The 21607-nt window shown below is 52.8% G+C and carries 16 protein-coding genes; 14 read left to right on the top strand and 2 right to left on the bottom strand.

Features of this window, described 5'->3' with window-relative positions; translation table 11 throughout:
- Nucleotides 1-76 precede the first annotated feature (76 nt).
- On the top strand, nucleotides 77-1474 hold the full coding sequence (locus NST07_RS08215; protein ID WP_342481352.1) for a transcriptional regulator: 1398 nt from the start codon (nucleotides 77-79) through the stop codon (nucleotides 1472-1474).
- 116 nt (nucleotides 1475-1590) lie between these two features.
- Here NST07_RS08215 and NST07_RS08220 read toward each other — a convergent pair whose 3' ends face one another.
- Nucleotides 1591-2565: an aldo/keto reductase family protein gene (locus NST07_RS08220; RefSeq protein WP_341091010.1), complete on the bottom strand. Its 975-nt coding sequence runs from the start codon at nucleotides 2563-2565 to the stop codon at nucleotides 1591-1593.
- A 147-nt stretch (nucleotides 2566-2712) separates the two neighbouring features.
- Between NST07_RS08220 and NST07_RS08225 the strand changes: the two genes are divergently transcribed.
- From NST07_RS08225 to NST07_RS08270, 10 genes are all read left to right on the top strand, one after another.
- Nucleotides 2713-3375 carry an SGNH/GDSL hydrolase family protein gene (locus tag NST07_RS08225; protein ID WP_341091012.1) on the top strand — a complete coding sequence of 221 codons (663 nt, stop codon included), beginning with the start codon at nucleotides 2713-2715 and terminating at the stop codon, nucleotides 3373-3375.
- Between the two features lie 226 nt (nucleotides 3376-3601).
- The gene (locus tag NST07_RS08230) at nucleotides 3602-3760 is read left to right on the top strand and encodes a hypothetical protein (RefSeq protein WP_342481353.1); all 159 of its coding nucleotides are present in this window, start codon (nucleotides 3602-3604) and stop codon (nucleotides 3758-3760) included.
- A 142-nt stretch (nucleotides 3761-3902) separates the two neighbouring features.
- Nucleotides 3903-4160 carry a hypothetical protein gene (locus NST07_RS08235; RefSeq protein ID WP_341091015.1) on the top strand — a complete coding sequence of 86 codons (258 nt, stop codon included), beginning with the start codon at nucleotides 3903-3905 and terminating at the stop codon, nucleotides 4158-4160.
- On the top strand, nucleotides 4114-5940 hold the full coding sequence (locus NST07_RS08240; RefSeq protein ID WP_341091016.1) for a sensor histidine kinase: 1827 nt from the start codon (nucleotides 4114-4116) through the stop codon (nucleotides 5938-5940). The genes NST07_RS08235 and NST07_RS08240 overlap by 47 nt, the downstream gene beginning before the upstream one ends.
- Nucleotides 5930-7558, top strand: a complete 1629-nt coding sequence (locus tag NST07_RS08245) for a response regulator (RefSeq protein ID WP_342481354.1) — start codon at nucleotides 5930-5932, stop codon at nucleotides 7556-7558. The genes NST07_RS08240 and NST07_RS08245 overlap by 11 nt, the downstream gene beginning before the upstream one ends.
- 222 nt (nucleotides 7559-7780) lie before the next feature.
- Nucleotides 7781-9154 (top strand): sugar ABC transporter substrate-binding protein, encoded by a 1374-nt coding sequence (locus NST07_RS08250; RefSeq protein ID WP_341091020.1) that lies wholly within the window; start codon nucleotides 7781-7783, stop codon nucleotides 9152-9154.
- A 100-nt stretch (nucleotides 9155-9254) separates the two neighbouring features.
- A complete protein-coding gene (locus tag NST07_RS08255) occupies nucleotides 9255-10157 on the top strand; it encodes a sugar ABC transporter permease (protein ID WP_341091021.1) in 903 nt (300 codons plus the stop codon).
- Nucleotides 10158-10170: 13 nt separating this feature from the next.
- A complete protein-coding gene (locus tag NST07_RS08260) occupies nucleotides 10171-11007 on the top strand; it encodes a carbohydrate ABC transporter permease (protein WP_038587977.1) in 837 nt (278 codons plus the stop codon).
- 101 nt (nucleotides 11008-11108) lie between these two features.
- Complete coding sequence (locus NST07_RS08265; protein WP_038587980.1) at nucleotides 11109-12110, top strand: glycoside hydrolase family 130 protein; 1002 nt, start codon at nucleotides 11109-11111, stop codon at nucleotides 12108-12110.
- A 7-nt stretch (nucleotides 12111-12117) separates the two neighbouring features.
- Nucleotides 12118-15273 (top strand): glycosyl hydrolase, encoded by a 3156-nt coding sequence (locus NST07_RS08270; RefSeq protein ID WP_342481355.1) that lies wholly within the window; start codon nucleotides 12118-12120, stop codon nucleotides 15271-15273.
- On the opposite strand, the gene NST07_RS08275 is transcribed toward NST07_RS08270, so the two are convergent.
- Complete coding sequence (locus NST07_RS08275) at nucleotides 15233-16048, bottom strand: AraC family transcriptional regulator (protein WP_341091025.1); 816 nt, start codon at nucleotides 16046-16048, stop codon at nucleotides 15233-15235. The two genes, NST07_RS08270 and NST07_RS08275, sit on opposite strands and share 41 nt — an antisense overlap.
- A gap of 143 nt (nucleotides 16049-16191) precedes the next feature.
- Between NST07_RS08275 and NST07_RS08280 the strand changes: the two genes are divergently transcribed.
- The 3 genes from NST07_RS08280 to NST07_RS08290 all read left to right on the top strand — a co-directional run bounded on the left by NST07_RS08280 (nucleotide 16192) and on the right by NST07_RS08290 (nucleotide 21448).
- The gene (locus tag NST07_RS08280; RefSeq protein ID WP_342481356.1) at nucleotides 16192-17478 is read left to right on the top strand and encodes a Gfo/Idh/MocA family oxidoreductase; all 1287 of its coding nucleotides are present in this window, start codon (nucleotides 16192-16194) and stop codon (nucleotides 17476-17478) included.
- A 609-nt stretch (nucleotides 17479-18087) separates the two neighbouring features.
- A complete protein-coding gene (locus NST07_RS08285) occupies nucleotides 18088-19839 on the top strand; it encodes a sensor histidine kinase (protein WP_341091031.1) in 1752 nt (583 codons plus the stop codon).
- Entirely contained in the window at nucleotides 19832-21448 is a 1617-nt protein-coding gene (locus tag NST07_RS08290; RefSeq protein WP_341377747.1) for a response regulator, read from the top strand. The genes NST07_RS08285 and NST07_RS08290 overlap by 8 nt, the downstream gene beginning before the upstream one ends.
- Nucleotides 21449-21607: the final 159 nt, after the last annotated feature.

Here is a 21607-nt window from a genome sequence, read left to right on the forward strand (position 1 = left end):
ATGTAATATTTACACCTATTATGTAGGAATATCTGGATTATTGTTCAAATAATTGGATTTGAGAGGTGGAGTTTGTTTGGAGCCTAAGATTACGATCCAAGGGGAACTGGACGCTTTTCTCAAAAGGGAAGGCAAAACCATTAATCAATTTGCTGGAATATCCGCTGTCAACTCCGGAACGCTCAGCAGCATTATCAATGGCAACCGCCCGATTGCAATGCAGCAGCTGGACCGGATAACTGCCGGAATGGGTCTGCCTGAAGGTGCGTTTTATGAAATGTATATAGATGAATGCATTATTCATTCCACGCCGGACTGGCGGCGGCTGGGCCCGTTTCTGCACCGCTGCGCCGAGCTGGACAAGCTGGAATGCATCCGGCAAGTGGTACATAATCTGATGGATAATATCTCCTATGCTCAAGCGCTGTTTGACACGGCAGAGGAATTTTACAGGAATGACAAAAAAGAAGCTGCGGCGCTGCTGTATGAAGGCGTAGCGGAGAGCGAGAAGTATCAGCATTCCGAACGGCTGGCGCTCTGCCAGTACCGCTTGTTCACGATCGCTTTGGGTGACAATCAGGATATCAACCTGCAGGCTGCCATGCAATTTGAATATTTTGTCGAACGGCTGGATGAGGCCGATCAGCTTGATGCGCTGCACGCGCTGGCGAATATTTATATTTCCCTGCACCGCTGGAGCAAAGTGAATGTTCTGGCTGAAGAAATGGAGCGCAAAGCCTCCATTCAATACCAGAATCAATACCTGGTGACCAAACAGCGTGAGACGCGTAAGGAACCGGCAAGACCAATCTGCTTCTACATCCTTTACGCTTATCTGCTCCGTTCGGCGGTATGCCATGAACGTGGCGAATACGAACGGGCTTTGCATTATGCTTCACTCTACGCGGACTCCGCCTGGGTGCGTGAGGACACGGATAAAGTCCGGGAGGTGAAGGCGCAGTTTCAGGAATGGGCGATTGCTAATTCGTATCTCCATCGGTTAATGGCTGGTCAAATGGATGTGCTTACAGAGTATGTCGAGTTCATTGCGGCCCGGGAAAATGAAATTCTTCCGGCTTTAATGAAAATTATGCAGGCCGCCAACCGCTATCAGTTCAATGTGGATGGAATTATCGAACGTTTTAAGGATCAGCTGGATTTCAAAGAGCTGCGGAGCCGAATCGGCATTATTAATTCAAGGGTTACCTGGGATGAATATACAGACCTTCTCTGTGAGGTGGCCGCCTATTACTTTAATGCACAACGATATGAGTCGGCTATTCATTATACGTTAAAGGCATTGGAGTATTCCGCTAAAATAAATGGTGATGCATGTGTTCTCCGGTGCGTGAGATTATTTGAAGAATGCAGGCATCTGGCCACTATAGAGGACGAAAAGAAGTATAAAACACTAATCAGCGGGGCAGGACGGATGAATGAAAAGAAAGGCAGCTTGATGCCTGTTCACTATTAGTATGGAAAGGACTGTCTCTTCCGTAGAAAACTCTGCGGGTAAGACAGTCCTTTTTTGGAAAAATAATTTATATGCTTCACGCTGTAATTTATCCTTCTATTTCTCGCTCAGCTTCCCTATCTCGCCGGTGCGAAACCGGCCACCTGGCGGAGCAGGCCGTCGATGGTCTCCAGCGTTTCCTGCTGGAGAAGAATGCCGGAGGCCTGCGCATTCTCTTCAACCTGGCCTGGCTTGCTGGCTCCGATCAGTGCAGAGCTGACACCTGGCTGGCGGAGTACCCAGGCCAGCGCCAGCTGTGAGAGCTTCAGGCCGAGGCTGGCCGCCAGGTCATCCAACTGGGCAACGACGCCAAGGACATCGTCGCGCAGATAGCTGCGGATGACGCCGTTCACTGAATCGTCTGCGCCGCGTGTCCCGGCCGGAGGCTGTTGTCCCGGCTTGTATTTGCCGGTCAGAATACCCTGGGCGAGCGGCGAGAAGACGACTTGTCCCAGTCCTTCCTGTCCCGATATCTCAAGCACCTCTTCTTCGATATAACGCTCGAACATATTGTAGATCGGCTGATTGGAGGCCAGCGGGCGGAGATTCAGCCTGCGGCTGATGCCTCCGGCACGGGCGATCTGCGCCGCGCTCCATTCGCTGACTGCGGAATAGAGGATTTTACCTTGGGCTGTAAGATCATCCAGCGCGCGCAAGGTTTCTTCCACCGGCGTATCCTTGTCAAAGCGGTGGCAGAAATACACATCAATGTAATCGGTTCCGAGACGCTTCAGGCTGGCCTCGCATTGCTCCATAATATGCTTGCGGGAAAGCCCCCGGTCGTTCACCCCATCTCCCATCGGGAAAAACACCTTGGTGCTGAGCACATAATCCGACCGCTGGTAGGAGCGGAGAGCTGCGCCAATCGCCTTCTCGCCTTCCCCGCGGTTGTAGGCATTGGCGGTATCGAAGAAATTGATACCACATTCAAATGCTTTAGCCACGCAGGCATCCGCTGCTTTCTGCTCTGCGGCTGTTCCGTAAGTAAGCCAGCTGCCCAGGCCGATCTCACTGACCTTAAGGCCTGTATTGCCTAATCTTCTATACTTCATTTGGATTCCATCTCCCTTCATGTCATTTGTTAAATTCTACCACATAGCTGGACGGCATCACAAATCATTGAAGAATTAGCTTCAATTACGGTAGAATCATAGATAGTGCCAAATCTATCTAATTATAATAGTTGAAGGGTGAACTGGATGTCTATTTCATTTGCTAAGCCAAACACAGTTATTCTGTTTCAGGGAGATTCCATCACCGACGGCAACCGTGGCCGCGATAACGATCCCAATCATATTCTGGGGCATGGCTATGCCTACATCATTGGCGGCAAGCTGGGCAATGAGCTGGCTGAGCAGCAGCCTATGTTCTACAACCGCGGAGTGAGCGGTGACCGGATCTCCGATCTGTATGCCCGTTGGAATGAGGATGCGTTCTATCTGCAGCCGGATATTCTCAGCATCCTGATCGGGGTCAACGATATTTGGAGAATGATGAAGGGCGAGCCGGGCGGCTGCACCGACCGCTACGAACGTGCTTACCGCCATGTGCTGGAAGAGACGCGCGAAGTGCTGCCGGATACGAAGCTGGTGCTGGTCGAGCCGTTTATCCTGAATACCGGAGCACCCGCGGAAGACTGGAGTGGATGGTCCAAATGGATCAGCCATTATCAGGGGGTTGTCCGCGAGCTTTCACAGGAGTTCGGCACCGTGCATGTTCCGCTGCAGGAAGCTTTCAACGCAGCAGCGCAAAGAACGGATGCTGCCTATTGGTTGTGGGATGGCGTTCACCCGACGACTGCCGGGCATGATCTGATTGCTAGGGAGTGGCTGAAGGTTGTGGAGAAGAGCGGGATATGCTAGGCCTGCTCAGAAGAAGTTTTGCCCGTGAAATAGAGCTGTTGTCCGCATAGGACGGTATGCTCTATTTTTTTGGGAAGCTGGACATTTATTTTTCTCAACGTTCAATAGGTGCAGTGATTTCCAATTGTATGAAATAAAGAGGAAACAACAATGGTATTCTTTTTATGTTGACCTCAAAAGAATGTGGAGTAAGATGGGTAATGCGAGAAATCACTGATTTTCCAGGTTGTTATTACTGAAGGAGAAGAAGGAACTGAAACGGCAATGGCCGGAGAACCGGACTTTAAATATTGTATGCCACGGACACAGTGTGCCGTCTGGATATTTTGCCACCCCCATTGTTGATACCTTTCATGCTTATCCCCATTTGCTGATTATGGATTGAATGACCGAGGCATTGGACTGGACGCTGCTGCCGATTCGTGGAAAGCGATGATCGAAGCCTCTCTTGAACAAGGAACCAAAGTCATCCTGTTGACACCCACCTGGGATCGGTCGTATGGTACAGGAAACGAAGCTGGCATTCCTTGCTGGAGCACGCCGGGCAGATCCGGCAGCTCGCTGAAGAATACAAGGTCGGATTAAGTGACAGCTTCGCCGCCTTCCAGACCTACATCGACGGCGGAGGCGAACTCGAAGATCTGCTGTCCTATGTGAATCATCCCAATGAACAGGGGGCACCGGCTGCTAGCCGGCGAACTGGCGAAATTTCTGCTGTAGGAAGGGGCGGGTGCCTCCATGAAATCCCTGAGAAGGTGGGGCGGGCTGATCCGGGAGAAGCTTAGCGACAGATTTTATCAGATATCGATCAAACAGAGAGTGCTGTTCTCTTTCATTCTGTTGATAACGCTGTCAATCAGTGCGATGGGATTGTTAACCTACCGGATTGCCGGGAAGGAAATTCAGAACAACGCCTTTGAGACCAGCAGGGAAACGGTGGACAAGACCATGCAGCTGCTCGATTACAGACTGAATGATGTGGCCATGTCGGTACAATCGCTGATGCTGAGTGATGCCTACAGGCAGATGATGATCGATGTTCAAGCTCATGATGTGAAAAATTACTATGTCCATTTGTCGGAAATGCAGTATGTACTCTCCCAGGCCACCTTCAATGAACCGATTATTGAGAACGTTCTTATTGCAACGCCAATCGGCGATTTCTATTCGACAACGCAGGTGCGGGCGCAAGATCATTCATTTTACGGCTCGGAGCTGTACGACAACAGTGAAAAAAATCCCGGCGGTTATTGGGCCAAAGCCCATTACGACCGGCTGTTTACAGGCAATCAGCGTGTCGTTTCTTTTGTGGTGCGGGGAATATATGAGCATACGCCGATTACGAATGTGTTCATCGTCGTCAACCTCCGGGAGAACCGGATTACCTCGCTGCTGAATCAGAACAGCTCCGGCAATGACCGGGAATACCTGCTGCTGAACAAGGAAGGCGAAGCGGTGGTGCAGAGCGGCGGGTTCACCCTCGAGGAGCCGCCGAAGGACCCGGCATTTCTGCGTGACAGCACCACTGGTAGCGAGGGGAATTTCTTTTACCCTTTTGACGGAGAAGATTATCTGGTCAATTATAAGCAATCGATAATTGCGCCGAACTGGATCCTGGCCGGGATACAGTCCAAGGATCAGCTTCTCGGACAGCTGAAGGGTGTGCAGCGGACAATTCTATATGTCATTCTGGTGTTTCTGCTGACCACATGGTTTTTCTCGAACAAACTGACAGCCGCCCTCCTTAAGCCGCTCTTCAAGCTGAGCAGACTGATGCGCAGGGTGGAGGAGAATCAGCTAAGTGTGTCTTTTGAGAGCAAATATAATGACGAGATTGCCCAGGTTGGCTTCCAGTTTAACCGGATGATGACCGAAATCAAAAGCCTGATCGAGGATGTGCGACAGAACGAAGAGGGCAAACGCCATGCCGAAATCCGGGCGCTGACAGCCCAGATGGAACCGCATTTTCTCTACAATACGCTGAATACGATTTACTGCAAATCGGTGATGGGTGAAAATGACGATGTAAACGAGATGATTCTGGCCTTGTCGCAAATGTTCCAGCTTGGCCTCAGCGGCGGCAAGGATCTGATTCCGCTGGAGGACGAGCTTTCCCATGTGCAGCAGTATTGCGCCATCCAGCAAAAATGCTATGAAGATCTGTTCCAGTACAAGGTTGATATCGGAGAAGAAGAGCTGTTGTCCTTCCCGGTCCCCAAGATCCTGCTGCAGCCGATTGTGGAGAACAGCATCCAGCACGGCTTTGCGGACCGCCGAAGGGGCGGTGTCATTCAAGTGCGGATTTCCACGGAGCATTCCATGCTGCATATTGTGGTGGAGGACAACGGCAAGGGAATGGATGTTGTGAAGGTGGAGCAAGGAATGCACAAACGTGAAGTTTCCAAAAAAGGCTATGCACTGGTCAATATCAGGCATAGGCTGATGTTATATTACGGCGGTGAGGCGCGGATGGAGCTGTCCGGTGAATCGGGCACTGGCTCCCGCACTGATTTATGGATACCGCTCAGCCCGCTGAGGGGGGAGGGAGGAAGCTATGGCATATAGAGTGCCTAGGCTACTCAAAATTTGTGTTATCGATGATATCCGAAGTGTGGTGGATATGATTGCCCGCAAGCCGGACTGGCAAAAGCACGGCATTGAAGTGGCGGGGACAGCGCTTGATGGCGAAGAAGGACTGCAGATGATCCGCGGGTGCATGCCCGATATCGTGCTTACGGACATCCGGATGCCGCGCATGGACGGGCTTGAGATGACCCGGGCAATCCTGGAATTTGCGCCCCAGTGCAAAATCATCATCCTCAGCGCATATTCAGAGTTTTCTTATGCGCAGCAGGCGATCCGCCTCGGGGCGATGGATTTTGTCAAAAAGCCGTTTTCACTCGAAGAGATTGTGAATGTGGTGCTGAAGGCCAAGGCGATATGCCTGCAGGAGCGTGAGGAGCAGGAGAAAATCAGGGAAATGGAAGCCAAAATCAAAGAAAGCCTGCCGATTCTCCGCCAGGAGTATCTGACCTTTCTGATGCAGCATCAGACCACGGAACATAGCGCGAAATCGCGCTGGGAGTATTTGGGGATTCCGCTGAATCAGGAGAATTTCATCGTATTTATCGCGGAGATTGATCATTTTGCCGAGAAGTTTGGCAGCCAGCCGGTGCAGGAGATTGAGCTTGTCCGCTTCATCCTGCAAAATATACTGGAGGAGACGATACGCTCCCGGACGCGGGGGATTATCTTCCGGGAGGCAACGAACCGTTACGTTTGCGTGATGAACGGGGAGGATCCCGGTACTGCCGAGCAGATTGCGGAGGCTTGCTGTACCAATATCAGCCGGTATTCCCGGTGTACGATCTCGATAGGAACGGGTCTTTGCGTATCAACGGTACATGAGCTTGCGGATTCCTACGCACAGGCGCTCAGCGCGCTGGCTTATCATTTCTATACAGACGGAAATGCTGTGTACAGTTATTCCAGTATCGTCCATAAACCCCGGTCCGTGAACAATTATTCCGTTGCCGCTGAACAGGAATTTCTGTTCGCGCTTCGTTCGGGCAACCGCGACAAAAGCCAGCAGGTGCTGCAGCATATTTTTGACGAGCTGCTGCAGTTGGACCCGCTGCCCGAGCCGCAGTACGTAGAGAATATCGGTTATGAGCTGGCGTTCAAAATCTCCCGGGTTATGCTGGAATTGTTCCCCTACGAGAAGGTTCAGCCACTAGAGCAGCAGGTGAACTGGCTGAGGAACCGGCATTCCCCTTCTCTGCAGGAGATACGCACGCTGCTGGAAGGGTTGTGTGCGGAAGGCTGCCGCTGGATTGAAGAGGAGCGTTCCATGGAGTCCACTCTGATTATTCATCGGGCAAAAGCGTATATCTGTGCCAATCTCCATACCAGCCTGACACTGGAGCAGGTGGCGAAGCAGATCAATTTGAGCCAGGGATATTTCTCTAACCTGTTCAAGAAGGTAGCGGGCATTTCCTTTCAGCAGTTTGTCACGCATGAAAAGATGGAGAAGGCTAAAAGTATGCTGATTGAAGGCATGCAGGTGCAGGAAATCGCCATAGAGCTGGGCTACGAGCACCGCCGCTATTTCAGTGAGGTGTTCAAGAAGTCCACCGATATGACACCTTCGGAGTTTAAAATATCTTATCTGGGCAAAGGTTGATGCCGGGTGAATCGCGTCTGCTAGCGTGACCTGGCCTCAACATATCTGTCAACACCACGGGGATGAACGATCTGCTTAAACAGCAGAGACTCATCCCCGTTTGGCATTATTTCAGCAGAAAGCTGCCCTTAATGTGGGCTTACCCGCATTATGCAGATTATGGAGCTGCCCTATAATCAAGGTGTAGGGAATCAGTATTGAAATATAAGGGGGCTAACAGCAATGAGGAAACAACTGCTTCTGACTGCATCAAGCGTAGTATTGGCATTCGGCCTGACCGCATGCGGCAATTCCGATACCACGGATAAATCCGGAGAGACAGGCGGATCAGCACCGGGAGAAAAGACCAAAATCAGCTATTGGACGGGAGACCGCCATGACGCCGAATTTGTGAAAGAAAAGGTGGCCGAGTTTAATGAAACGAACACCGACGGCATCGAGGTGGAACTGGTCGTCAAGGGTGATGATTTCGATACCGCACTAGATCTTTCATTCCAGACCTCCGACGCCCCGGACATCATCCGGGTGAAGGAGAATACGATTGGCACCTTTTATAAAAAGGAGTATCTGGCTCCGATTGACGAGTACCTGAGTGAGGAGTTGAAAGCGAAATTTCCGGAAATGGTCGATCTGAACACATTTGACGGCAAGCGCTACAGCCTTCCCAACTATGGAACGACGATGCGTCTCATCTATAACAAAGACCTGTTCGCCAAAGCAGGCATCCAGAACCCGCCAACGACCCTGCAGGAATTGGTGGACACCGCCAAAAAGCTGACCGAAGCGGGGAAAGCGGATGGTGCGTATGGCTTCGCCCAGAACTTTAAGAATCCACCCAGTGCGCTTGGACGCTCTTCACGGGTCATTGCTGAAATGAGCGGTTATGGCGGGTTCGGGTATGACTTCAAGACGGCCAGGTTTGACTTCAGCGGCTTCAAGCCGATCATTGAAGCTTTCAAGCAAATCAAGGATAACGGGAGCATGCTGCCGGGTGTTGAGTCGCTGGATATTGACCCGCTGCGGGCACAGTTTGCCGAAGGCAAGATCGGAATGTATCTGAGCTTCTCCTCGGAGCCTGGCGTATATAGCAAACAGTTTCCGGCCAAAATCGACTGGGCTGCGGCTCCCGCTCCAACGATTGACGGCAATGTGAAGGGGGCTTCCGGTTTCCTCGGTGGACAATGGCTTGCGCTGAGCTCCAAATCGGAGCATAAGGATGCCGCATGGAAGTTCATGGAATTCATGTACAGCGATCAGATGCTTACAGCGTATCAGGAAAACGGCTACGGTATCTCGATGGTGCCTTCCATCAGCGCCGCAGCAAAGACGCCGGAGGTCAACGGAATCGAAGGCTTCCTGCCAAATAAATATGACGGTGTATGGCCGGTCTATCCTACTGTTGCGCCGGAGGGCATGAAATCGGATGACGCGTTCTTCAAGTACATGCTGAACGGCGGCGATCTGGATGCTATCATCACAGATCTGAACAAACGGTACAATGCGGCGCTTGACGATGCGATGAAGAACGACGGTCTGAAAGCCGAACCGGACGCTGGTTTTGACCCGGCTCAGCTTGGCGGGAAATTCGCCAAGTAAGTCCAACGCCATGAAGATGTAGAGATCGGATAAGGAGGGGGAGGCTCTCCCCATCCTTATCTATATACAGCAAGACAGGAAAGGAGTCTGAAGAGATCCTATGCGCAAAACCAAAAACGCTGTTTTTGCTTACAGCTATCTGCTGCCCAGCGCACTGCTCACACTGGTGCTGGGCATCTATCCGATTGCCTGGGCATTCCGCTATATGTTCTACAATTACAAAGGTTATGGAACGGCCCGCTTTATCGGTTTAGATAATTTTACCCGGATTCTGCAGGATACCCAGTTTTGGGACTCGGTTGTCAACACTTTTGTATATGCGGGAGGCAAGCTGCTGCTCTCCATCCCGCTTTCATTGCTGCTGGCTGCGATTCTGAACCGCAAACTCAGAGGCAGACAGGTACTTCGGGCTATCTTTTTCATGCCTACGGTGATCAGTACGGCTGTCATGGCCGTGGTCTTTTTTACCATATTCAATTCTTACAACGGAATTCTTAACCAGTTCCTGATCAAATTTAACATTACATCCTCCGGCATTGACTGGCTCGGTCCGAAACATGCCATGCTTACGGTCATTCTTGTCGCTGTGTGGGGCGCGGTGGGCAATTACATGCTGCTGTTTCTGGCCGGACTGCAGAATATACCCGAGGATGTTTATGAGAGCTCCTCTTTGGATGGAGCCAATAAAATACAGCAGTTCCGGTTCATTACTCTGCCGATGCTCGGTCCGGTCCTGCAGATGGTCATTATGCTGGCGATCATCAATGCACTGAAGGGCTATGAGAGCATTATGGTGCTGACGGAAGGCGGACCTGCGGGCAAGACGGAAGTGATGTTCCTGTACTTGTATAAGCTGTTCTTTCCTGTCGGCGGCGGCGCAGCCTCAACCCAGGTGCAGGAGTTTGGATACGGCAGTGCAGTCGCGTTCGTTTCTGCGCTTATCGTAGGGATGATTTCCATCATTTATTTCTATGCGTCCCGGCGAATGAATCGGATCGATTGAGGAGAGATGTGACATGAGAACCAAAACGGTATTGGGAAAGACGTCATTATGGTGCTTTTTGCTGGTGTTCGCCTTTATTACTTTAATTCCTGTCGTAATCACTATTCTCGGCTCGTTCAAAACGAACAGTGAGCTGACTACGGGTGCGACCTTCCTGCCAAGCAAATGGCAGTTTTCTAACTACCTGGAGGCCTGGAAGCAAGCTAATTTCTCCACGTATACGATGAACAGTCTAATTGTGTCCCTCTCGGTGGTAGTGGGCACTCTGGTGGTCTCCTCCATGGCAGCTTATGTGGTGGACCGTCTGGAGTTTTTCGGCAAGAGGATCTATATCGGTATGCAGTCGTTCACGATGTTTGTTGCCGTCGGCGCGGTAGTGCTGCGCCCGCAGTTCGATCTGATGGTGAAGCTGCATCTGCACAGCTCCTTATGGGGAGTCATACTGATCCTAATTTCCGCGCATGCTTCAATCTTCTTTATCCTGCTCAGCTTTATGAAGGGCATTCCCCGGGAGCTGGATGAGGCCGCGCGGATCGACGGCAGCTCGCTTGGCCGCACCTTCTGGACCATCATCCTGCCGCTGCTTGGCCCCGGCCTCGGCGTCGGCGCGTTGTTCACCTTCCGCGGCGCCTGGAATGAATATCTGCTGCCGCTTGTATTCACGATGACGAAGCCGGAACTGCAAACGTTGACTGTCGGCCTGGCCAACCTTAAATACGGCATTTCCGCCGCTTCGCAGACCCACTATATGATGGCGGGGGCCTGCTTGTCCATTCTACCGATTCTGGTGGCCTATGTGTTCGCCAACAAGTCCTTTATGCAGATGACGGCGGGGTCCCTGAAAGGATAGGAGCATTCCTTCCGGACAAATGGTACTATCTCGAAACTACGTCTAACAATGTGTTTAATACTACTTTTGATACATCAAGCAACAACCAGGAGGTTTACATTATGACAGTTCAGGTACCAACAATCCTTACATCCAGTCCGCTGATTCAGCGCTACCCCGGCAATCCGGTGCTCGATGCTGCGCGTGTACCCTATCCTACCGCACTTGTATTCAACGCTGGAGTGACCAAATTCAAAGGCAAGTATGTGATGGTCTTCCGAAATGACTATGGTTCCCTGAGCAATCAGACCATTGAGCCGCATCATACGACAGACCTCGGGATTGCCTTCAGCGAGGACGGCATCCACTGGGAGGCCAGTCCGAAGAAATGCTTCAGGCTGCATGATGAGGAAATCATCCGGGCCTATGATCCCCGGCTAACCGTCATTGACGGACGCTGCTATATGTGTTTTGCGGTGGATACGAAGCATGGCATCCGTGGCGGCATTGCGGTGACGGATGACTTTGAGGAATTTGAGATCCTCAGCCTGTCGTCGCCGGATTTGCGCAATATGGTGCTGTTCCCCGAGAAGATCGGCGGAAACTATGTCCGCCTGGAACGCCCCTTCACCGTGTACAGCCGGGGTGGCAAGGACCGTTTTGACACCTGGATTGCTGAATCCCCCGATTTGAAATACTGGGGGAATGCCGATCTGCTCTTTGGGGTAGAGCATGTGCCATTCGCCAATGACAAGGTGGGACCGGCTGCGCCTCCGGTGAAGACGGACAAAGGCTGGCTGACGACCTTCCATGCGGTGGATGTGGATCCTTCCCGCGGAAAGCATGGCTGGGAGCCTACCTGGAAGAAACGGTATACGGCAGGCATCATGCTGCTTGATCTGGAGAACCCGAAGCGGATTATCGGCATGAGCAAGGAACCTTTGCTGGCGCCGGAGGCCAGTTATGAAACCGACGGAGGTTTCCGCAATAATGTTATTTTTCCGGGCGGGATGATTCTGGAAGAGAGCGGCGAGGTCAAAATCTACTACGGCTCAGCGGACACGATTGAATGTCTGGCAACCGCGCATGTGGATGATCTGATTGCGCTCTGCTTGAAAGGCTGATTGGCCGATGACGAAGATATGGAATCATCTGGAGAATCCACCGGCGGAGTACCGCCCGCTTCCCCTCTGGTCCTGGAATGACAGGCTGGAGAAGAAGGAGTTGGAGCGGCAGATTGAAGAGATGCATAAAGTCGGCATTGGCGGTTTTTTCATGCATGCCCGCGGCGGGCTGCAGACGCCTTACATGAGTGAGGAATGGATGGACGCCATCCGTATCTCCATTGAGAAGAGCCGTGAGCTGGGGATGCACGCCTGGTTCTATGATGAGAACGGCTGGCCCAGCGGCTTCGCGGGGGGAGAGGTTCCAGCCAAGGGACTGACTTACCAGCAGAAGAAGCTGGTTTATGAGCAGGCTCCCTTCCAGAGTGCGGCGGAGCGGATGATTGCCTGTTATGCCCGTGGAGCAGAAGGGCAGGGGTACATTCTTCTGGCTGCGGATGAGGAGGCGAATGCCGATCTGCGCATCTGCTATGAGGTGAATCCGTATTATACAGATACGCTTAGTGAAATGGCTGTACAGGAATTTATCACGACGACCTACGAACGGTATTGGGAGCAATTTGGCGCAGATTACGGGGCGGAGCTACACGGTGTGTTCACCGACGAACCGCAGTTTGGCCGCGGCGGACTTCCCTGGTCCTTCGAGCTGGAGGAGCGCTTCGCCTCCCGCTGGGGTTATGATGTGAAGGAGATTCTTCCCGCCTTGTTCCTGGAAACGGAAGGCTGCCGCAAAGCCCGCTATGACTATTGGGAAACTGTGACCTTTATGTTCACCCAGGCGTATGCTAAACAAATCGGCGATTGGTGTGCGGATAAAGGCTGGTCAGCGACGGGACATGTTGTCGATGAGCAGGAACTGATGCATCAGGTGACCTCTGTCGGCGATCCCATGGCCTTCTATGAGCATTTGCAAATTCCCGGATGCGACTGGCTGGGCCGGTTCGTCGGCAGTGATGCCCTGGTGCCGAAGCAGGTGAGCTCGGTGGCCCGTCAGCTGGGCAAAAAACGCGCGATCACTGAGAGCTACGGGTGCTCGGGCTGGAACATCAGCTTCGCCGATCTGCGGAGGATCGGGGAATGGCAGTTCGTGCACGGCATTAATCTGATGTGCCAGCATTTGCAGGGCTATACGCTGCGGGGCCTGCGGAAGCGGGACTACCCGCCTTCCTTGTACTACCAGCAGCCCTGGTGGGAGGGCTACAAGGGCTTTAATGACTACTTCGCCCGGCTGTCCCTGCTGCTGGCGGAGGGCAAAGGCCGGGCGGAGGTGCTGCTGCTGCATCCGGTGCGCACAGCCTGGACCCTGCAGCGCGGTGCTGACTCTTCGGCGGTGATTCCCTTTCATGAGGCATTCGCGCAGCTGTCCCGGTGGCTGTGCCAGAGCCTGATCGAGCATGATTACGGCAGCGAAAGCATCCTTGCCGGCCATGGCCGGGTCAGCGGCGGCTGTTTGTGGGTTGGTGAGGCAGCATACCGCGTGGTCATTGTTCCGCCAAGCCTCACGCTGGATACGGCAACTGCTCAGCTGCTGGAGCAGTTCGTCTCCCAAGGCGGCCACTTGATAGCCTTCGACCCCTATCCTGTGCTGGTGAACGGGGAGCCTGATGGCGGGCTTGCAGACCTCATGCAGGCTGCGGTCCATCCCGGATGGAGCCGTGATGAGATTAGCCACGCCGTATCCTCTGCTTCCCGGCCGTTCCTGCACATTACGGAGGAAGACGGAACGGCAATTGCGGTGGATACGCTTAATGTGCGGACACTGGAACTGGAGGGCGCGGTGCTCTGTTATATCGTGAATTCCGGTGAGAAGTCCTATCCGATGTTGCATATGGAAGTGTCCAGGCCCGGCACCGTTTCACTGATTGATCTGGAGACGGGGAGCCTTCACGCGCTCAGACAGGAGGTCCGGGAGGATAGTGTCCGGCTGCGGCTACCGCTGTATGCCGGAGGTTCCTACATGCTGAAGCTCGATCCGTTGCCGGAAGCAACTGTTGCGGCTGGGAAATTAGGTTCAACGGTGGAAGAGGAAATAACAGAAGAAACAGAGCTGCCGTATCCGCCTAGCAGAGTGGAAGCATGCACACGGCTGGAACTCGCCCCGGAGTGGGATATTGCCTATGCGGATCTTAACAGCTTAACGCTGGACTCCGCCCGGCTGCGGGTGGAAGGCGGAGCATGGTCGAAAACGCAGCCGGTGATTTTCATACAGGAGCAGTTGTTGGCTTATGACCGGTCTGTTGCGTTTGAATTGGAATTTGTTTTTCAGGTGGCCTTTGATCCTAAGCGTCCGCGGGAGCTGTATCTGGTGCTTGAACAGCCTGAGGAAATGGAAATCCTGTTGAACGGAAGTGCAGTCTCCAGTGTAAGCTGCGGCTGGTGGAGGGATTCTTCCCTGCAGAAGATTGATATAGTAGGGTTGGCCATCCGGGGCAGCAATGTCATTACCCTGAAGGGGATGTTCAGGCATTCTGCCGAGCTCAACGACAAGCTGGAGCGGGCCAAGCAATTTGAAGCCGAAGGGAACAATCTGACGCTGGACCAGGAAATAGAAAGCATCTATCTGCTGGGCTCCTTCGGTGTGGAAGCTGCGGAGCTTTTTGAAGAGACCGAACGCAGGGCGCTATGGACCGGAGGACCCTTTACACTGACTGAAGCTCCAGAGCGGGCATGCACCGGCGATCTCGCACAGCAGGGATTTCCGTTCTTCGCGGGAAGCATTCATTTATTTCAGACGTTTGAACTGGGGGGAGAAGAAGCAACCGGAGCTCAATGGACCTTTCAGTTTCACTCTGCACCGGATGCGGTTGTAACCAAGCTGTTCATTAACAGGGCCGAGGTACGAACCTTCCTGTGGGAACCGTATGAAGCTGATATTACCGCTTATTTGCAGCCCGGAGTAAATGAAATTGTACTGGTGCTGACCGGCAGCTGCCGCAATCTGCTGGGACCCCACCATCATATTAAAGGCGAAGTATACAAGGTAGGACCGGACAGCTACAGGGATAAGCCGGGCTGGACAGACAAGGATTTGAAACCGGACATCCATGTGTATCAGGACAGATATTGTTTTGTGCGTTTTGGATTGGCGGCGGCTCCCGCTATTCTTGGGGATACAAATGACATCAGCGGTTTTGCTTGCGGTATTGCAAAGGCGAGCGTTTAACAATTTGTTTAAACACACGCCCGAAGTGGGCGATGCTGTCAAAACCGGTCTCCTCGGCAATCTTTGTGACTCTGTCATTCGTATCCCGCAAACGGCGCTGCGCCTCCTGGACACGGACCGTATTGAGGTACTCGACAATGGTGAAGCCGGTGGTTTGCTTAAATAGGCGGCAGAGATAGGTGCTGCTGATAAAAAAGGTATCCGCCAGCTCCGTTATCGTCAGCTTCTCGGCGTAATGGGTCTGTAAATATTCGATAATCTCATAGGTTTTGCGCTGTTTGTCATTGTTCACCGGAACGATGCTGTCCGGAGCCCGCTCCCGGATCCGGTTCATCCCGATGAGCAGCTGCAACAGCAGGGTCTGCATAAAGGGGATGTGCTGCGCCCGCTCCGCCTTCTGTTCCTCCAGCATGGCGAAAAGAAGGTTTTCGATCATCCCCTGTTCATGCGCATCAGGGCGCAGCAGCAGGCATTGTCCACTGAAAAAGGGCAGCTCCAGCTGGAGTTGCTCCATCAGCCTGTTAACAAAGTCATGCCGGAAATTGATCAGGATCCGCTCATGGCGGCTTGTTCCTTTGGCTACAGTCCTGTGAAGCTCGTTGCGGTTAATAAAGATCAGATCGCCGCTGCGCAGCGCATATACCAGATTGTTGATGTAATAATTGCGCTCTCCCGCAAGCAGATAATAAATTTCATAGCTGTCGTGATAATGGTCGGAATCCATACTGAAGGCTCCGGCCCTTTTAATTTGTTCAATCATGAAAAGGGGTTCCATTTTTCACGCGCCTCCTCTATAAGAAGCTAAAATATGCATAGTATCCCTAAAAAATGCTAAATAATGCTTAGAAATAGATGTATTTTATACTATACACTATATTCAGAAAGCGCAACCAAATCAATGGCGATGGAGTGATAATAATGATCAGCAAAAAGTATGCATTTGTCGGTACCGGCGGCCGGGCGGAGTTTTTTTACGGGGAGATCACGAGAAACTACCGGGAGACGGCTGAAATCGTCGGCTTCTGTGATGTAAACGCGGCAAGAATGGCTTATGCCAACACCCTGCTGGTGGAGAAATACGGATACCATGAGGTTCCTGTCTACAAGGCGCATGAATTTGACCGGATGATTGCGGAAACGCAGCCCGATGCCGTGATTGTAACCAGCATTGACCGCACACATCACCGCTATATCATCCGCGCCATGGAGCTTGGCTGTGATGTGATCTCGGAGAAGCCGATGACGACGGACGTAGAGAAATGCCAGGAGATTCTTGAGGCGATCGAACGCACCGGGCAGAAGCTGCGGGTGACCTTCAACTACCGCTATGCACCGCATAATACCAAAATCCGCGAGCTCTTGATGGAAGGGACTATTGGTGAAGTGCTGTCTGTCAACTTCGAGTGGCTGCTGAATACACAGCATGGTGCGGACTATTTCCGCAGATGGCACCGCGATAAGCGCAACAGCGGCGGCCTGCTGGTTCACAAGTCTACCCACCATTTCGATCTCATGAACTTTTGGCTGGACTCTAAGCCGGATACAGTATTTGCAATGGGCGATTTGCGCTTTTATGGCCGGGAAAATGCCGAGAACCGGGGAGTAACCGAATTTTATCAGCGGGTGCACGGCAGCGCAGCAGCGCAGAATGATCCGTTTGCCCTCCATCTCAAAGATAACGAGCAGCTGAAACGGATGTATTTGGATACTGAGCAGGAAGACGGGTATTTGCGTGACCAGAGCGTGTTCGGAGATAACATCAGCATTGAGGATACGATGGGTGTAATGGTCAAATACAAGAATAAGACGATTATGAACTATTCGCTTAATGCTTATCTGCCGTGGGAGGGCTTCAATGTAGTGTTCAACGGCACCAAGGGGCGGCTGGAGGTCAAGGTCGTAGAACAATCCTATGTCAATGCCGGAGGCGGCAAGGAACTGGAGGGGGCGGTAAAAGATAAGCAGATTACTGTCTATCCGCAATTTGCTGCACCGTATGAAGTGGAGATTGAGGAAGGCATCGGCGGTCACGGGGGAGGCGACCCGGTGATGCTGCGGGATATTTTTGAACGGCACGCCGAGGACCGGTTTCGGCGTGCAGCCTCCCATATGGATGGAGCCTGGTCGATCATGACAGGAATCGCCGCCAACCGCTCCATGGCCACCGGGCTGCCGGTGAAGGTAGACCAACTGATTCAGCTGTAGCTTCACCTTAATCCTCTAATGATTTCTACTGCGACTACTTTAGTAATCTGATGAGGCCTGCGGGATCGCACCGAATTGGCTTTTGGCTCCTGACTTCTGGCCTCTGACGCCTGGTTCCCGGCGGTATAATAGGTAGTAAGAGCTAACGGGAAATACGCCCGCTGATTTTACGCCGATCACACAACGGGAGTAATTATAGGGAAATGCACCCGCTAAATCTGGCATTAGAAGAATAAAAGCTAATTCGCCAAAAATTAGAGGGATAATTTCCTCTTAATGGTATATTAGCACTGGATTAGAGTGATTTACCGGGTGTAATTCCCGCTGCTGAAATGTTGCTTACCAGACTTTCGCAGATGCAACACAGATGCAACACAGATGATCGCCTATAACCGCCTATAACAACAACACAGCCAGCAGGAAACCGCGTTTCACGCGTTCCTGCTGGCTTTTTGTGCACCTTTTTGCGAGGGCGGTCAACCTATTGTGGACAGGCGGTAAAGTCACTATTCTAACGGCCGGTCATTGTCGGATTAGGGCCCCGGGTGACATAATCAAAGCATACAGAAACAACTCTGGCAACGAATCTACAGGAAGGCGTGAGGACATTTGGAAGTTTTCCGCAAGCAATCATTCCGCAGCAAGCTCAAAACTGCATTTCTGGCTGTAATCCTGCTGTCGGTGCTGATGACCGGAGGGCTGTCCTACTCCATATCGGCGGCGATTCTGGAGAAAAATGCGCTTAAGCTTACCCAGGATACCGTGGTCAAGTCGGCGCAGATTGTCGACGAGAAGCTGAACAAGCTGATGCTCATTATGATGACGTTTATGATCAGCCAGCCTTTTCATGACATGATGAAGGATGTTGTGGCCGGGGACAGCAGCAGGTACTACACGCATTTGAATGATCTTGATAACGTTTTCTCGCAGGCGAGGATTGCTGAACCGCTGATCCAGTCGATCTTTGTCTCTACGCCGGTCGGCGATTTCTACCCGCTCTCGATGAACCGTAACCGGCTTACCGCTTTTCAGGACACCTTCCTCTATGAAAGCATCGAACAGGAGAAAAAGAACCTGTGGGTGGAGGGCCATGAGGACATGCTGTTCTCCGGCAAGGACCGTGTGCTGTCTCTGATTCTGGAGCCGATCTTTGATACACCGGTCAGCGGCGTCTATATTGTGGTCAATATCCGTGAGGACGGGTTCCGCAAGCTGGTCCGGGGGGATAGCGGGGGCGGTGCGGAGAGCTTCCTGCTGAACGCTGAGGGTCTGCCCGTATACTCCGTGAAGGACCCGCTGATCAAGAAGGCGGTGGAGAGCGGCCATCTGACGGAAATGCTGGAGCGCAGCACGGCTGATCATGATTCTTTTGAGATCGGAGGTGAATCCTATCTGCTCAATTATGCCCATTTGGGAATCACGGATTGGACGATGACTACGATCCAGTCCAAAGCCGCTGTGCTGAAGGATATGATCTATGTCAAATGGATGCTGGTCTTCGTTGCGCTGGCGGTGTTCACAGTAACGCTGTTTATCTCCGGCGCGTTTACACGGTATCTGCTGGGGCCGCTCCAGGGACTTATGAAGGTAATGAAAAAAGTGGAGAGCAACGACCTGTCTGCACGGTTTGAGAGCGGAAGCGGGGATGAGCTGGCCCAGGTCGGCTTCCGCTTCAACCGGATGCTGGAGCAGATCGTAGTGCTGATTCAGGAGGTAACCGAAGCCGAGGAGAACAAGCGGGCTGCGGAAATCAAAGCGTTGTCGGCGCAGATGGACCCGCATTTTCTGTACAATACGCTGAACACGATCTATTGGAAGCTGAATCTGAAGCAGGTGGAGCCCTCGCAGAAGATGGTGCTGGCCTTGTCCCGGCTGTTTCAGCTGGGGCTGAACAAGGGGCAGGAAATCACAACACTGTCCAAGGAGCTGGAGCATGTGCGGCAATATCTGGAGCTTCAATCCAGCTGCTACGAGGGCCAATTTTCATACGAGATTGATATCGGTGAACCAGCATTGACAGCGCTTCCGATACCGCGGATCATTTTGCAGCCGCTGGTGGAGAACAGCATCCTTCACGGTTTTCAGGATATGGAGAGCGGCGGAAGGATCGGAATTGCGGTCAGAGATGAGGGAGAGCGCTGGAGTCTTGAGGTGCGTGATAACGGAAGCGGGATGGAAGAGGCTGCGCTTCGTGCGCTCTTTTGGCGGGAATCGGAGAAGGGGTATGCCGTGTACAACCTGATCCGCCGGCTGCAGCTTTACTACGGCGGCAGCGCGCAGTTCAATGTGGAGAGCGCACCGGGGCGCGGGACGGCAGTGATCCTTTCATTGCCCAAGAAAGGGGAGCAAATAGATGTATAATCACGACAGTGTCAGCCTGTGTATTATTGACGATATCAAAAGCGTAGTGGATGGGCTTAAGGGGATGAACTGGGCGGAGCATGGCATTCGTATGGCCGGTGTAGCCTCCAATGGAGAGGATGGACTTCGGCTGATCTCCGGGGAGACGCCGGATCTTGTGATCACGGATATCCGCATGCCGCGGATGGACGGTCTGGCGATGCTGCGGGCAGTGCTTGAACAGAACCGGGACTGCAAAATGATTCTGATCAGCGGCTATGCCGATTTCGAATATGCGCAGCAGGCGGTGCAGCTTGGGGCTTTCGATTTTGTCGTCAAGCCATTTTCGGAGCAGGAGATCATGGCGGCCGTACTGCGGGCCAAGGCGGAAATATTGGAGCAGCGGTCCAAACTGCTGAACCTGCGGGAGATGGAGAACAAGCTGCGCGAGAGCCTGCCGATTCTGCGCCAGGAGTACTTCGCGCTGCTGGTCAGCCACCGTACCCCTTGGGAGCAGGCAGCAGAGCGCTGGGAATTCCTGGACATCAATCTGAATCCGCAGGGGTTCATTGTTATGCTGATTGAAATCGACCGGTTTCAGGAACAGGCTGCCGAAATGTCGATCCGCGAGGTGGAGCTGGTCAGGTTCTCCCTGCTTAATATTACGCAGGAGACGATTTCGGAGCATACCCCTTGTGTCGTATTCAGAGCCCGCCATAACCGGTACCTGGCCGTAATGGGGGACGCGGCGGCCGCCAGTCCGGTCGAAATTGCCGAGCAGTGCTGCCGCAATATTGAACGGTATACCAAGTTCACCGTCTCGGTCGGCGTTGGCGGCCGGGTGGAGCAGACCAGCGAGCTGCCGGAATCCTACCGTCAGGCGAACCGCGCGCTGGCCTATCATCTGTTCACGGAGGGCAATGCGGCGATTATGTATGACGATCTTCTTCAGGCAGGGAGCCAGGAGCCGCTGACGCTGGAGTATAAGGATGAGCTGCTGCTGGCGCTCCGTTCCGGGAATGCCGGGCGGACCTCGGTAATCCTCTCGGCGATCTCTGCCACGCTTGAGCGTCAGGGCTCCCGCCATAACCCTGATTATTTGCTTAGCCTCTACGACGAACTCGCAGCTTCTGCGATACGGACCTTTTATGAGCTTGTGCCGTTTGCCGACATTCAGCCGCTGGTGCTGAGATTCAAGGCTGTCCAGGGAACTGCGGGGCTGCCGCTGGCCTCCCTGCAGCGGCAGCTGCTGGCGCTCTGCATGGAGGGAGCGGAGCTAGTGCGCCTAAACAGCCTGTCCGAAGGGCAGAAGGTTATCTATGAATCGCTGGATTATATCAAAAGCCGGCTGTCCGAGGATCTTACCGTCGGGGAATGTGCTGCCCATGTCCATCTCAGCGCCAGCTATTTCTCAAGTCTGTTCAAGAAGGTGACCGGAATGACCGTAACCCAGTTCATCACCGCTGAAAGAATCCAGAAGGCTAAGGCTTTATTGGTTGAAGGCATGCCTGTGCAGGAAGTGGCCTCAGCTGTCGGCTACGAGGAACGCCGGTATTTCAGCGATATGTTCAAGAAGATCACCGGCCAGACCCCGTCGGAGTTCCGGGCGAGCTATCATCCGGAGCTGTAAGCAGCTTGTTCCGGACGCTGCAGAGACAATTGTTCAGGACGTTGCAGAGACAATAGAATTCTATCCCTGGAGAGTAAGGCTGCCCCACTCCCATACAGCAGGGCCGGATTTATAATCAATATGAGCTCACAATACATTATCAATTAAAGGGGTAGAAGG

It is taken from the genome of Paenibacillus sp. FSL L8-0340 (assembly GCF_038593145.1).
GTDB lineage: Bacteria > Bacillota > Bacilli > Paenibacillales > Paenibacillaceae > Paenibacillus_AQ.

Bases quoted from the DNA above. Each gene is read 5' to 3' on its own strand.
- NST07_RS08275 (WP_341091025.1), bottom strand. From the start codon at position 16,048: ATGGAACCCCTTTTCATGATTGAACAAATTAAAAGGGCCGGAGCCTTC.
- NST07_RS08250 (WP_341091020.1), top strand. From the start codon at position 7,781: ATGAGGAAACAACTGCTTCTGACTGCATCAAGCGTAGTATTGGCATTC.
- NST07_RS08245 (WP_342481354.1), top strand. From the start codon at position 5,930: ATGGCATATAGAGTGCCTAGGCTACTCAAAATTTGTGTTATCGATGAT.
- NST07_RS08260 (WP_038587977.1), top strand. From the start codon at position 10,171: ATGAGAACCAAAACGGTATTGGGAAAGACGTCATTATGGTGCTTTTTG.
- NST07_RS08255 (WP_341091021.1), top strand. From the start codon at position 9,255: ATGCGCAAAACCAAAAACGCTGTTTTTGCTTACAGCTATCTGCTGCCC.
- NST07_RS08220 (WP_341091010.1), bottom strand. From the start codon at position 2,565: ATGAAGTATAGAAGATTAGGCAATACAGGCCTTAAGGTCAGTGAGATC.
- NST07_RS08265 (WP_038587980.1), top strand. From the start codon at position 11,109: ATGACAGTTCAGGTACCAACAATCCTTACATCCAGTCCGCTGATTCAG.
- NST07_RS08270 (WP_342481355.1), top strand. From the start codon at position 12,118: ATGACGAAGATATGGAATCATCTGGAGAATCCACCGGCGGAGTACCGC.
- NST07_RS08280 (WP_342481356.1), top strand. From the start codon at position 16,192: ATGATCAGCAAAAAGTATGCATTTGTCGGTACCGGCGGCCGGGCGGAG.
- NST07_RS08240 (WP_341091016.1), top strand. From the start codon at position 4,114: ATGAAATCCCTGAGAAGGTGGGGCGGGCTGATCCGGGAGAAGCTTAGC.
- NST07_RS08225 (WP_341091012.1), top strand. From the start codon at position 2,713: ATGTCTATTTCATTTGCTAAGCCAAACACAGTTATTCTGTTTCAGGGA.
- NST07_RS08290 (WP_341377747.1), top strand. From the start codon at position 19,832: ATGTATAATCACGACAGTGTCAGCCTGTGTATTATTGACGATATCAAA.